Origin of the sequence: Paractinoplanes ovalisporus, assembly GCF_016834655.1 — a bacterium.
GTDB classification, from domain to species: domain Bacteria; phylum Actinomycetota; class Actinomycetes; order Mycobacteriales; family Micromonosporaceae; genus Actinoplanes; species Actinoplanes ovalisporus.
On sequence record NZ_JAENHP010000025.1, the window covers coordinates 136,826 to 150,107 of the forward strand.

Sequence of the window (13,282 nt, forward strand, 5' to 3'; positions counted from 1 at the left end):
CCGCGGGGTACGCGGGCGTCATGAGATTGACCGTCGTCGCCGGCGCCGCGCTCGCGACCGCGCTGGGCGTCCGGATCGTCCGTTCACGACACCGGCGCTTCCTGCACCCGGACGGCCGCTCGTTCCCCGGCGAGCTCGAGGTGTGGGGTCTGCGCACGGGCGCGGACCTGATCGACCGGCCGGGCCGGCACCGGGTCACGGTGCGGATCTCCAAGGGCGGCGGCACCCGGCCCGGCCGCGCTGACGTGCTCGGCCTGGCCGTCCGCGTGCACGGCGACGAGCGCGACCTCGACCTGCTGCTGTCGACGTGCGGACAGGGCCGGATCTCCCGTCACCTGCCGGTGCCGCGGCGCACGTTCGACACCCTGTACGGCTCGATCCTGGCCTACCGCACCGGCACCCGACGCAAGATCTATCTGGCCGCCCGTCCCGACGAGCCGCTGGGCGCCGATCTCGCCACGATCGCGGAGGGCCGGATCCTCCTGTTCGCCGACGACCGTCCGTTCGGCCGGGTCGGCTTCGGACGCGCGCTCCCCGCCCGTACGGACGCCGAGCTCGCGTTCGACCCGATCCGGAACACCGCCCCCGACCTGCATCCGACCGGCGCGATCCACGGCACACGGGCTCTGGCCTACCGCCTCAGTCAGCGGTGGCGCGGGGCCCGGCCGGCCGACCCGGCACCCGGCGCCGTCGAGAGGACCGCCGCTCAGCGGTAGGCGACGACGACCGCCGTCTCCGGGGGCAGCTCGACGCGGTCGCGCTGCAGCACGACGCCCTCGGAGGTGGCCAGCAGCACCTTGGACGGCACGTCACGCAGCGAGACCGTCTGTGGCGCGGGCGCCAGGTTGACCGCCACCGCGGTGTGGCCGCGACGCATCACCAGGTGCTGGTCGCCGTGCCAGACCTCGACCTGGTCGAGCCACGGGTCGGTCAGCTCGGGCCGGGCCCGCCGCAGCGCGATCAGCTTCTTGTAGAGGTCGAGGATCTCGGCGTGCCCCGGCTTGCCCAGCTCGGCCCAGTCCAGCTTGGACCGCCGGAACGTCTCGGGGTCCTGCGGGTCGGGCACCTCGGCCTCGGCCCAGCCGTGGGCCGCGAACTCGCGCCGCCGCCCGTTCTGCACCGCCGCCGCCAGCTCGGGCTCGGGGTGGCTGGTGAAGAACTGCCAGGGACTGCTGGCCGCCCACTCCTCGCCCATGAACAGCATCGGCGTGAACGGCGAGGTCAGCAGCAGCGTGGCCCCGACCTTGAGCAGCCCGGGCGAGAGCGTGGCCGAGATCCGGTCGCCGATCGCGCGGTTGCCGATCTGGTCGTGGTCCTGCAGGAAGGCCACAAACCGATGTCCCGGCGTACGGGTCCGGTCCACCGGCCGTCCGTGGCGGCGTCCCCGGAAGCTGGAGTAGGTGCCGGCGTGGAAGAAGGCCCCGGTCAGCACCGTCTCGAGCGACTCCAGCGAGCCGAAGTCGCCGTAGTAGCCCTGCCGCTCGCCGGTCAGCAGCGCGTGCAGCACGTGGTGGATGTCGTCGTCCCACTGGGCGTTCAGCCCGTAGCCTCCGGCCTCGCGCGGCGTGATCAGCTTGGGGTCGTTGAGGTCGGACTCGGCGATCAGCGACAGCGGCCGCCCGAGGTGGGCCGACAGCGACTCGACCTCGACCGCCATCTGCTCGAGCAGGTGGATCGCCGAGTGGTCGGCCAGCGCGTGCACGGCGTCGAGCCGCAGCCCGTCGATGTGGTAGTCGCGCAGCCACATCAGCACGTTGTCGACGATGTAGCGGCGCACCTGGTCGGCGCCCGGCCCGTCCAGGTTGACCGAGGAGCCCCACGGGTTCGCACCGGCCTGGCTCAGGTAGGGCGCGAACATCGGGGCGTACGCGCCGGACGGGCCGAAGTGGTTGTAGACCACGTCGAGCACCACGCCCAGGCCCCGCTCGTGGGCGGCGTCGACGAAGCGCTTGAGCCCGTCGGGACCGCCGTACGCCTCGTGGGGCGCGAACCAGGCGACGCCGTCGTAACCCCAGTTGTACTCGCCGTTGAACGAGCCGACCGGCAGCAGCTCGACCAGGTCGACGCCGAGGTCGACGAGGTGGTCGAGGCGCTCGATGGCGGAGTCGAAGGTGCCCGCGGGCGTGAACGTGCCGACGTGCATCTCGTAGAGCACCGCGCCGGGCAGTTGGCGCCCGGTCCAGGCCTGGTCGGTCCACGCGAAGGCCGAGTGGTCGTAGACCCGGCTCGGCCCGTGCACCCCCTCGGGCTGCCAGGGCGACCGCGGGTCGGGCCGCTCCTCACCCTCCAGCACGTACGAGTAGTCGGCGCCGGGGCCGGCGTCCGGCACGTCGAGGCGCCACCACCCGTCCGCGGCGCGTTCCATGTCCAGGACCTTTCCGGCCACCGAGAGACGAACGGTCTTCTCCGGAGCCCACACCTCAAAAAACGTCATTTCTCTTTCACCAGGAGAGCGACGGGGTACGTACGCAGGAGCTCGGCCACCGAGAGGCGGTTCCCGCCGTAGCTGGTATTCGTGAACACTTCCGTCCAGCTGTGACCGTCGAGTGAAACTTCGGTGTCGCCCCAGCCGCCGTGGCGTGACAATCCGACCGGCAGCCGGGTGGCGATCGTCACGGCGCCGCCGCGGTCGAAGCCCAGCAGGTGTTCGCCGACCCGCCCCTCGGCGAAGACCGGCCGGTAGCCCGCGAACAGTTCCGGACGCTGCCGGCGCAGGCGCAGGGCGCGGCTGGTGACGAGCAGTTTGGCCGCGCCGGTCTCGTCCACCGGCGGCAGCCAGCCGTCGTCGATGCGGGCCAGCAGCTCGCGGCGGGCGGCGAAGTCGACCGGGCGGCGGTTGTCCGGGTCGACCAGCGAGAAGTCCCAGAGCTCGCTGCCCTGATAGACGTCGGGCACGCCGGGCATGGTCAGCTGGACGACCTTCTGGCCGAGCGAGTTGACCCAGCCGGGCGGCGTGATCGACGCGGCGAAGTCGGCGACCTCGCGGTGCAGGGCCGGGTCGTCGTAGATCCGGTCGACCATCGCGCGCAGCGCCGTCTCGAAACCCTCGTCGGGCTGGGTCCAGCTGGTCGCGCTGGCGGCCTCCTTGGCGGCCTTGAGCGCGTACGCCTGAAGCCTCTCCCGCGACAACGGCCAGGCGCCGACCGCGGCCTGCCACACGAGGTGCGCGAGGGCCGGGTCGGGCAGCGGGGCGATGCGCACCCAGCGGCGCACCACCTCGGTCCAGTCCCCGGGCACCTCGGAGAGAACGGCGAGCCGGGCCCGTACGTCCTCGCTCCGCTTGGTGTCGTGGGTGGAGAGCGAGGTCATCGCGTCGGGCCAGGTGCGGCGGCGTTCCTCGTTGGCGTCGTGGAACTCGTCGGGGGTGACGCCGAAGTCGGTGGGGTCGTTGCCCACCTCGTTGCGGGCGGTGAACCGGGTCCAGCGGTAGAACGCGGTGTCCTCGACGCCCTTGGCCATCACGGCCCCGGTGAACTGCTGGAACCGGGCGGCCAGCTCGTCCGACGGGTTGCGCAGCCGCGCGAGGAGCTGGTCGAGCACGGGGATCAGCTGCGGGCGACGGCGACCGGCCTCGGCTCGGGCCTTGGCGAGCTGGCGGGATCCGTACGGCAGGTAGGACCGGTAGACCGGGAAGCACGCGGCCAGCTCGGCCAGGGCACGCGGAGCGGCCTCGACCTCGGGCACGAGCCGGGCCATGCGGGCCAGTTCGGCCGCCAGCAGCTTGGTGGCCGCCGTGTGCTTGGTCTCGTGCACCAGGTCCTGCCAGGACAACTCGCTGCCGGTCAGGTGGTGCTGCAGGGTGTCGAAGAAGGCCTCGGTGCCGGGGTCGACGAAGACGCCACCGACCTCGGCCAGGGCGTCGTACCCGGTGGTTCCGGCCACGGGCCAGGCCGGCATCTCCTCGCCCGGTTCGAGGATCTTCTCGACCACGATCCAGGCCTCGGGGGCCGCGTGGCGAAGGCGGTCGAAGTACGCCCCGGGGTCCCGCAGCCCGTCCGGGTGGTCGACGCGCAGGCCCTGCACCATGCCCTCGTTGACCCAGCGCAGGATCTCGGCGTGGGTGGCGTCGAAGACCTTCGGGTCCTCGACCCGCAGCCCGGCCAGGTCGACGATCGAGAAGAACCGGCGGTAGTTGAGCTCGCTGTCGCCGCGCCGCCAGTTGACCAGCTCGTAGTGCTGCCGGTCGTGGACCTCCAGCGGCGTGCCCTCGCCGGTGCCGTCGGCGATCGGGAAGCGCTTGTCGTAGTAGCGCAGCTCGCCGTCCTCGAGCCGCAGGTCGTCCAGCGCGTCGGGCGAGTCGGCCAGGGTCGGCAGCAGGATCCGGCCGCGTGACCAGTCGATGTCGTAGAAATCGGCGAACTCCGACTCGCGACCCCGGCGCAGGACGTCCCACCAGGTCGGGTTGGCGGACGGCACCGCCACCCCGGCGTGGTTGGGAACGATGTCGACGACCAGGCCGAGGCCGGCGTTCTTCAGCGAAGCGGACAGATCACCAAGAGCGGACGGGCCACCCAGCGCCGGGTTGACCGCCGAGTGGTCGACGACGTCGTAGCCGTGCTCGGAACCAGGAGTCGCGGTGAGCAGAGGAGCCGTGTAGAGGTGGCTCACCCCGAGGTCGGCCAGGTAGTCGGCCAGCTCGGCAGTGGCTCTCAAGTCGAATTCGGGGCGGACCTGGACTCGATAGGTTCCGGAAGGGAGCAAGGTCAGACCGTCCTGTCCAGCACGATGAGCGATCGGTCGGGCACCCAGATCTTGCTGCCGGCCTCGACGACCGACGGGCGATCCGGGGACGGCTCCGCCGTCTCGATGACCTTTTCCCACTTCTCGCCGTATTCAGCCGGCGGAGTGGCGAACTCGATAGGGGCATCGTGGGCGTTGAAGAAGAGCAGGAACGAGCTGTCCACGTGCCGCTGGCCGTACTGGCCGCGCTCGCGGATGCCCTCGCCGTTGACGAACAGCGCGACCGCCCGCCCGAAGTCGTTGCCCCAGTCGTCGCCGGCCATCTGCCGCCCGTCGGGGGTGAACCACTCCAGGTCGGGCAGCGGGTCGCCGCCGCCGCGGGCGGTCACCGGCAGCCCGGTGAAGAACCGCCGCCGCTGGAACACCTGGTGACGGTGCCGGAACGCGGTGAGCTTGCGGGTGAACTCGAGCAGCCGCTCGTCGGCGTTGCCCCAGTCGATCCAGGCCAGTTCGTTGTCCTGGCAGTAGGCGTTGTTGTTGCCCTGCTGGGTGCGGCCCAGCTCGTCGCCGTGCGAGATCATCGGCACGCCCTGCGAGAGCATCAGCGTGGCCAGGAAGTTGCGCCGCTGCTTGGCCCGCAGCTCGAGCACCTTGGCGTCGGTCGCCGGCCCCTCGATGCCGCAGTTCCACGACCGGTTGTGGCTCTCGCCGTCCCGGTTCTCCTCGCCGTTGGCCTCGTTGTGCTTGTCGTTGTACGAGACCAGGTCGCCCAGCGTGAACCCGTCGTGCGCGGTCACGAAGTTGATCGAGTGGAACGGCTTGCGGCCGTCGTCCTGGTAGAGGTCGGCCGAGCCGGTGATCCGGGACGCGAACTCCGCGAGCGTGGCCGGTTCGCCGCGCCAGAAATCCCGTACGGTGTCGCGGTACTTGCCGTTCCACTCGGTCCAGTTGGGCGGGAAGTTGCCCACCTGGTAACCGCCGGGGCCGACGTCCCAGGGCTCGGCGATCAGCTTGACCTGGCCGACCACCGGGTCCTGCTGCACGACCTCGAAGAACGTGGAGAGCCGGTCGACGTCGTAGAACTCGCGGGCCAGGGTCGAGGCGAGGTCGAACCGGAAGCCGTCCACGTGCATCTCGGTGACCCAGTAGCGCAGCGAATCCATGATCAGCTGGAGGCTCTGCGGGCTGCGCACGTTGAGGCTGTTCCCGGTGCCGGTGTAGTCCATGTAGAACTGCGGCTGGTCGTCCACGAGCCGGTAGTACGTCCGGTTGTCGATGCCCTTGAGGCTCATCGTCGGCCCGAGATGATTGCCCTCGGCGGTGTGGTTGTAGACGACGTCGAGGATCACCTCCATGCCCGCCTTGTGCAGGGCCTTGACCATCCCCCGGAACTCCTGGGTCTGCTGGCCGAGCGTGCCGGTCGACGAATAGCCGTGGTAGGGCGCGAAGAAGCCGAGCGTGTTGTAGCCCCAGTAGTTGCGCAGGTTGAGGTCGTGCAGCCGGTTGTCGTGCACGAACTGGTGCACCGGCATGAGCTCGACCGCGGTCACGCCCAGGCTCTTGAGGTGCTCGATGATCGCCGGGTGGCCGATCGCCGAGTAGCTGCCCCGCATGTCCTTGGGCACCTCGGGGTGACGCTCGGTGAGACCCTTGACGTGGGTCTCGTAGATCACCGAGTGGTGGTACGGGATGTCCGGCCGGCGGTCGTTGCCCCAGTCGAAGTACGGGTTCACGACCACGCCCTTGGCCATGTAGGGCGCCGAGTCGAGGTCGGACATCTGGTCGGGGTTCTCCATGTCGTACGCGTACATGGCCGGGTGCCAGTCGATGTCGGCGTCGACCGCCCGCGCGTACGGGTCGAGCAGCAGCTTGTGCGGGTTGTAACGCAGCCCGCGGGACGGGTCGTACGGCCCGTACATGCGGTAGCCGTAGCGCTGACCAGGCTCGACTCCGGGCAGGTAGGCGTGCCAGACGAACGCGTCCTGCTCGTGCAGCTGGACCTTGCGCTCGTTGCCGGACGGGTCGAACAGGCACAGCTCGACCGCCTCGGCCCCCTCGGAGAAGATCGCGAAGTTCGTGCCCGTGCCGTCGTACGTGGCACCCAGCGGGTACCGGTGACCAGGCCAAACCTGCATGTCGTGCTCCCACCCCTCGACCGTCGGTGCGCTGCGAGGATCCACAGCGGGCGGCACCGGGCGTGCGGTGTGATTCCCGCACGGGTGCCGTCTCAATCCTGAGCGTCATTCTTTCCGATGCCCGCGGAGCCGTCCGCATGACTGTCCGCATTCCCCGCGCACGAGGGATGGCTCACACCAGCCGGCTGGCGTAAATCGCCAGATTTGTGTACGCGGCGGACAGCGCCGGCACCGGCACGTCGTGCTTGGCCGCCTCGGCCACGAAGTCACCCAGGATCGCGTCGGCCTCGACCGGCTCACCGCGCATCATGTCGCGGTACATCGACGAGGTCATCCGCTCGTCGGTGGCAAGGCCGTCGCGCAGCACCTTGACCGCCCCCGGCCGCGGGGCGTGCCCGGCCGCGGTGGCGATCGCCATCGACTCGGCCGCGATCCGCGCTCCGAACGCCGTGCCGCCGGGCGCCCGGTTGATGTCGCCGACCGGGGCCCGCATGAGCGTGGTGGCCGCGCCCAGGCTGGCCAGGAACACCCATTTCTCCCACATGTCCTGGACGACGGTCGGCGTCGCGAACGCGTCGAACCCGGCCCCGCCGAGGGCCTCGGCCACGGCGGCGACCCGCGGGTCGTCCAGCCCGCCGGACAGCGGCCCGAACGCGATGCGCTGCAGGCCGGTCATCCGGACGATCCGCCCGTCGGGGGTCACGTCGGCGTGGATCATGCAGACGCCGCCCCAGGCCCGCTCGCGGCCGAACGCCGCGACCATCCGCTCGACGTGCCGCATGCCGTTGAGCAGCGGGACGACGACCGTGCCGGGGCCCACGGCGGGCGCGACGTCGGCCAGCGCCTGCTCCAGGTGGAAGCTCTTCACGGCCAGGAGCACGAGGTCGTACGGGCCGTCGAGGCGATCCGCGGTGACCGTACGGGGTGTGACAGTGGTCTCGTCGAGCCGCAGACCGTGCTCGGCCAGGTGGGCCGCGCGCCCCGGCCGTACGAGAAAGGTGACGTCTCGACCGGCGATCGCGAGCAATCCACCGAAATGTCCGCCGGTCGCCCCCGCGCCTACGACAAGTATCCGCACGGATACCGAGCCTATCGTCCGTGCCTGGTCAGGGGCCCCGCGTGACCCATAGGATCTGCGGCTATGGGCAAAGGCGTTCACATCCAGGAGCTTCCCGGCCTCGGTACCCGATACGACATCGACCTCCGCTCGAGCAACGGCGAGCGCGTGTCGATCGTGGTGGGCCGCGACGGCAAGCGCCACCTCTACGTCTTCACCTCCCGCAGTGACGAGCCGGCCGCGGTCGTCGAGCTGACCGAGGAGCAGGCACGCAAGATCGGTGCCGTGCTCGGCGGCACCTTCTTCACCGACTGAGCGGAACGGACCACGTGCACGCGAACCTCATCGGGCTCGGCGCCCTGATCCTCGTGGCCGGCCTGCTCGCCCGTTTCGGGCGGCGCATGGGCCTGCCCACCGTTCCCTTCTTCATGCTGGCGGGCATCCTGCTCGGCCCCAGCACGGGCGGCCCGGTCGCCTTCGACCACCCCGAAGACCTTGACATGCTGGCCCTGTTCGGGCTGGTCATCCTGCTGTTCCACCTGGGCCTGGAGTTCCCGGTGGAACAGGTTCTGGGCAGCGGCAAACGGCTGTTCTGGGCGGCCGGGGCCTACATCGGCATCAACATCGGGGCCGGCCTGGCCCTCGGCTTCTCGATGGGCTGGGGCACCAAGGAGGCGTTCGTGATCGCCGGCGCGGTCGGCATCTCATCGTCGGCCATCGCCACCAAGCTGCTGATCGAGATGCGCCGGCTGGCCAACGCCGAGACCCCGGTCATCCTCGGCATCATCGTCATCGAAGACCTGTTCCTGGCGTTCTACCTGGCCCTGCTCAGCCCGATCCTGGAGGGCGCGAGCTCGGCCGGCGAGCTGATCCTCAACATCGGCATCAGCTTCGGCTACCTGGTCGCGCTGTTCGCGGTGGCCCGCTGGGGCGCCCGCTGGATCGGCAAGGTGCTCGACAGCCGCGAGGACGAGATCGTCGCGATCATCATGATCGGCCTCGTGGTGCTGGTCGCCGGGCTGTCGGCCGAGATCGGCGTCTCCGACGCGATCGGCGCGCTGATGATCGGCCTGGTCGTGGCCCGCACCTCGATCCGGGAACGGGCGGAACGCATCGCGGTGCCGCTGCGCGACGTGTTCGCCGCGATCTTCTTCATCGCGTTCGGCCTGAGCATCGACGTCGGCGCCATCGGCTCGGTGATCTGGCCGGTGCTGATCGCGGTCGGCATCACGGTCGTCACCAACGTCACGGCCGGCCTGATCACGGCCCGGCTGTTCGGCCTCAACCAGCGCGGCGCGGCCAACGTCGGCCTGACCGTGCTCGGCCGTGGCGAGTTCTCGCTGATCCTGGCCACGCTGGCCCTCGGCGCCGGGCTGGACGAGCGGGTCGGCCCGTTCATCGCGCTCTACGTGCTGATCCTCGCGGTGGTGGCGCCGATCGTGGCGGCCAACTCGAAATACCTGGCCCGGGTCATCCCCGACCGTCTGCTGCACGACCGCTGGCGGTACGTCCGCGAGGAGACGATCAGCACGGCCTGCACCCACCTCGACCGGATCCAGATCACCGAGACCGACGAGGACGAGTGCAAGGAGTGCGTCGAGATCGGCGACACCTGGGTGCAGCTGCGCATGTGCCTGGTCTGCGGCCACGTGGCCTGCTGTGACGACTCGACCAACAAGCATGCGACAGCCCACTACGAGGACAGCCGGCACCCGCTGATCCGCTCGCTCGAGGACGGCGACGGCTGGCAGTACTGCTACGAGGACCAGTCGCTGGTCCGGGAGCCGGCCGGTTCCAGCCGGTCCTGATCTGAGCACTCGTACTCACGTGTGCGACCCGCCCGTCGCGAAAGGCTGTCGCGCATGAATGCTGGGATAACCGGAGTCGCGTACGCCCTGCCGGCCCGGACCGAGCTGACCGACGACCTGCAACAGCGGGTCGCGGACGGCCTGCCGGTGCCGGCCGGGCTGTTCCGCCGCACCACCGGCATCGTCCGGCGGCAGGTCGCGGCCGACGGCGAGTACGCGTCCGACCTGGCGATCGACGCCGCCACCAAGGTGCTGGCGGACACCGGCACCGACCCGCTCGACGTCGACCTGCTGCTGTTCGCCAGCGCCACCCGGGACATGACCGAACCCGCCACCGCGCACGTCGTGCAGGCCGCGCTGGGCAGCCGGGCCCACGCCCTGGACGTCACCAACGCGTGCAACAGCTTCCTCAACGGCATCGACCTGGCCCGCTCGATGATCCTGACCGGTCGCGCCCGCAAGGCCCTGGTGGTGACCGGCGAGACCCCGACCCGGGCGATGCGGTCGCGTCTGGACGGGCTGTCCCAGGCCCGGGAGGCGTTCGCCGGTTACACGTTCGGCGACGCGGGCGCGGCGGTGCTGGTCGAGCCGGTCGCGTCCGGCGGCATCGTCGACGTCGACACCGAGACGCACTCCGAGCACTGGGAGGTCGGCGGCATCTTCGGCGGCGGCTCCCGGCACCCGCGCAGCGTCGAGCACACCTACTTCACCGGCGACGGTACGAGACTGCGGACGGTCTTCGAACGCATCGGCGCCGGCCTGATCGAGCGGGTCGCCGCCCGTACGGGATGGGGCTGGTCCGACTACGCCAGGGTGCTCGTGCACCAGGTGACGCTGCCCTACCTGGAACGCTTCGTGGCGGTCACCGGGGTGCCGCGCGACAAGCTCGAGGTGACGGTCACCGAGCTGGGAAACGTGGCGTCGGCCTCGATCGGGGTGCAGCTGGGACGCGTACGGGAGGAACTGAGGCCGGGCGACCGGGTGCTGATGATCGGCCTGGGCGGCGGCGTGAGCCTGATGACGATGGTCTGGGAGGTCTCGTGAGCACGCCGCTGTGGGTGATCGTCCCCGCCTGGAACGAGGGCGCCCGCATCGGCGCCACCCTGGACGCGCTCGCCGCGCAGACCGACACCGACTTCACGCTGCTGGTGGTCGACAACAACTCGACCGACGACACGCGCGAGGTGGTCGGCCGTTTCCGCGCCCCGTTCCCGATCCACCTGCTGGTCGAGCCCGAGAAGGGGGTGGGCTGCGCGGTCGACACCGGCTTCCGGCACGCCATCGCCGCCGGGGCGGTGCTCCTCGCCCGTACGGACGCCGACTGTCTGCCCGAACCCGGCTGGGTCGCCGCCGCCCGCTCGGCGCTGGTCTCCGGCGGCGGACTCGCGTGCGGCCGCATCACCGCCCGCCGCGACGAGCACGGCCCGTTCGGACGCGCGTTCTTCCGCACCCTCGTCGTGCTGGCGGCGAGCTTCGGCCGGATCCGTCCCGCGCATCGGGCCCCCGAGTTCAAGGCGCCCTACCGGATGCACGCGGGCAACAACATGGCGATCACGGCGGCGCTGTACGAGGCGTGCGGCGGCATGCCCCGGCGCCCCTCCCCCACCGACCGCACGTTCCTCAACCGGGTGCGGCGCACCACCCCCGCCATCGTGCACAGCCGGCACATGGTGGTCGCCAACTCGACCCGTCGGATCCGGGCGTACGGGGTGGTCGGCACCGCGAAGTGGTACCTCGACCGCGGCAGCGGCCGGCACTCGGCGGACCCGCGCTGATGCTCACCGAGTTCATCGCGGGTCTCCGTGAGGACGACGACCGGCCTGCCCTGCCCGGCGTGAAGCGCGGCGACCTGGCCCGCCTGGTGCGCGGCTATGCCGTGGCGCTCGCCGCCGAGGGTCTGGAGGCCGGCGACACCGTGGCCCTGGCGGTCCGGCCCGGCGCGCGTTCCCTGGCCACCCTGCTCGCGGCCTACCACCTGGGTCTGCGGATCGCCGTGGTCGACCCGACCGCCGGTCCCGACGTGGTGCGCGCCCGCCTGGCCCTGGCGTCACCGCGGCTGGTGCTGGCCGATGCCGCGGCGCAGGCGGTGGCGAGCTGGGCGGCCCCGCTGGCCCGTCGCGCCCACCTCGCCCTGCCCGACCTGCGCGCGATCGCTCCGGTCAAGACCGTCGGGCGCCGCTTCCCCGGTTCGCCGGCCCTGCGCCCCCTGCAAGGTCAACTTCCTCGCCCGTACGAGGGTGAAGGTGACGCCGTGGTGGTGTTCACTTCCGGTACGACGAGCCGGCCACGCGCGGTGGTGCACACCCGCGCCTCGATCTCGGCCGGCATGACCGCGGTGCGCGACCTGGTGCGGCCCGAACCCGGCCGGCCGGTGCTGGGCGGCACGTTCTTCGTGCTGCTGCCGTCGCTCGCGAGCGGCGCCCCCGTGGCTTCACCGTCCCGCCGCAACCTCCGTCGCTTGAAGCCGCAGGCCGTCTATCTGACCCCGCCCCAGCTGCGCGCCGCGCTCGCCTCGGGCAGCCACTTCACCGGCGCCCGCGTCTACAGCGGTTCGGCCCCGGTGAGTGCGTCGCTGCTTTCCGCCGTACGGCGGGCCGGTGCCCTGGAATCCTGGGGCGTCTATGCGTTGACCGAGGTCTTCCCGGCCGCCGCGGTCGAGTCGTCCGCCAAGAACGGGTTCGCGGGCGAGGGCGACCTGGTCGGCGACCTCTTGCCCGGAGTGTCGGCCCGGGTCGACGACGACGGACAGCTGCTGCTCGGCGGTCCGACCGCGGCCGACCGTTACCTGGGCGAGGAGCCGTTCGAGTGGGTCGCGACGGGCGACATCGGACGGGTCGACGGCCGTACGGTGGTGCTCGGCGGACGCGCCAAGGACATGATCCTGCGCGACGCCGAGAACATCTATCCCGGCCTGTACGAGCCGGCGCTGCACGTGCCCGGGGTCTCGCTGGCGTTGCTGGTCGGCGTTCCGGCCGGGGACGGCGACGAGCGGGTGGTGGCGCTGGTGCAGGTCGCCGACGGGCACTCGGAGCGGGACGTGCGGGCGGCGTTGCGGGGGCCGTTGGAGCGCATGGGGTCGGCCCGGCCCGACGCTGTCGTCTTCGGGCGGGTCCCGTTGGCCGGCCGTTCGCGGAAACCGGACCGCGCGGCGGCGTCGGCCCTGGCCAAGCGGTTATCCACAGGCCGGGAGCGCCATTTTCGTGGGTGGCGTAACCTCACTCTCCTCCCTGGGCGGGCGGGGGAGGTGGCGGCTGCTCCCCAAAACGACCAGCCCGATAAATCCGGCGTTGGCGGAAAATCGCCCGATGTGACCTTCCGGCCCCTTCCCCGCCAGCGCGATCTTGACTCCGCGCCGGATCTTGAACCGCCCGCACCGGCCGACCCGCCGCCCGACCCGTCGGTTCCCGACCTGCCAGCGTCCAGCCCCTCGGCGTCCGGCCCCTCAGCGTCCGGCCCCTCGGCGTCCGGCCCCTCAGCGTCCGGCCCCTCAGCGTCCGGCCCCTCAGCGTCCGGCCCCTCAGCGTCCGGCCCCTCAGCGTCCGGCCCCTCAGCGTCCGGCCCCTCAGCGTCCGGCCCCTCAGCGTCCGGCCCCTCAGCGTCCG

The 13,282-nt window shown here is 71.4% G+C and carries 10 protein-coding genes; 6 read left to right on the top strand and 4 right to left on the bottom strand.

The window, feature by feature from the left end; genetic code table 11:
* Positions 1 to 20 precede the first annotated feature (20 nt).
* A complete protein-coding gene (locus tag JIG36_RS43700) occupies positions 21 to 716 on the top strand; it encodes a hypothetical protein (protein WP_203382777.1) in 696 nt (231 codons plus the stop codon).
* On the opposite strand, the gene treZ is transcribed toward JIG36_RS43700, so the two are convergent.
* The 4 genes from treZ to JIG36_RS43720 all read right to left on the bottom strand — a co-directional run bounded on the left by treZ (position 707) and on the right by JIG36_RS43720 (position 7,893).
* Entirely contained in the window at positions 707 to 2,434 is a 1,728-nt protein-coding gene (treZ, locus tag JIG36_RS43705; protein WP_203382778.1) for a malto-oligosyltrehalose trehalohydrolase, read from the bottom strand. The two genes, JIG36_RS43700 and treZ, sit on opposite strands and share 10 nt — an antisense overlap.
* Positions 2,431 to 4,701, bottom strand: coding sequence for a malto-oligosyltrehalose synthase (gene treY, locus JIG36_RS43710; protein ID WP_203382779.1), 2,271 nt, complete (start codon positions 4,699 to 4,701; stop codon positions 2,431 to 2,433). The genes treZ and treY overlap by 4 nt, the downstream gene beginning before the upstream one ends.
* A 2-nt stretch (positions 4,702 to 4,703) precedes the next feature.
* Positions 4,704 to 6,815, bottom strand: coding sequence for a glycogen debranching protein GlgX (glgX, locus tag JIG36_RS43715; protein ID WP_203382780.1), 2,112 nt, complete (start codon positions 6,813 to 6,815; stop codon positions 4,704 to 4,706).
* Between the two features lie 172 nt (positions 6,816 to 6,987).
* The gene (locus tag JIG36_RS43720) at positions 6,988 to 7,893 is read right to left on the bottom strand and encodes a ketopantoate reductase family protein (RefSeq protein ID WP_203382781.1); all 906 of its coding nucleotides are present in this window, start codon (positions 7,891 to 7,893) and stop codon (positions 6,988 to 6,990) included.
* A gap of 63 nt (positions 7,894 to 7,956) precedes the next feature.
* On the opposite strand from JIG36_RS43720, the gene JIG36_RS43725 reads away from it, so the two are divergent.
* The 5 genes from JIG36_RS43725 to JIG36_RS43745 all read left to right on the top strand — a co-directional run.
* The gene (locus JIG36_RS43725) at positions 7,957 to 8,187 is read left to right on the top strand and encodes a cation:proton antiporter regulatory subunit (RefSeq protein WP_203382782.1); all 231 of its coding nucleotides are present in this window, start codon (positions 7,957 to 7,959) and stop codon (positions 8,185 to 8,187) included.
* A 14-nt stretch (positions 8,188 to 8,201) separates the two neighbouring features.
* A complete protein-coding gene (locus JIG36_RS43730; RefSeq protein WP_203382783.1) occupies positions 8,202 to 9,680 on the top strand; it encodes a cation:proton antiporter domain-containing protein in 1,479 nt (492 codons plus the stop codon).
* Positions 9,681 to 9,734: 54 nt separating this feature from the next.
* Positions 9,735 to 10,724 carry a 3-oxoacyl-ACP synthase III family protein gene (locus JIG36_RS43735; protein WP_203382784.1) on the top strand — a complete coding sequence of 330 codons (990 nt, stop codon included), beginning with the start codon at positions 9,735 to 9,737 and terminating at the stop codon, positions 10,722 to 10,724.
* Positions 10,721 to 11,455 (top strand): glycosyltransferase family A protein, encoded by a 735-nt coding sequence (locus JIG36_RS43740; protein WP_203382785.1) that lies wholly within the window; start codon positions 10,721 to 10,723, stop codon positions 11,453 to 11,455. Before JIG36_RS43735 ends, JIG36_RS43740 begins: the two co-directional genes overlap by 4 nt.
* On the top strand, positions 11,455 to 13,282 hold a 1,828-nt coding region (locus JIG36_RS43745; RefSeq protein WP_236049386.1), incomplete at its 3' end, for a class I adenylate-forming enzyme family protein. The genes JIG36_RS43740 and JIG36_RS43745, both read left to right, overlap by 1 nt.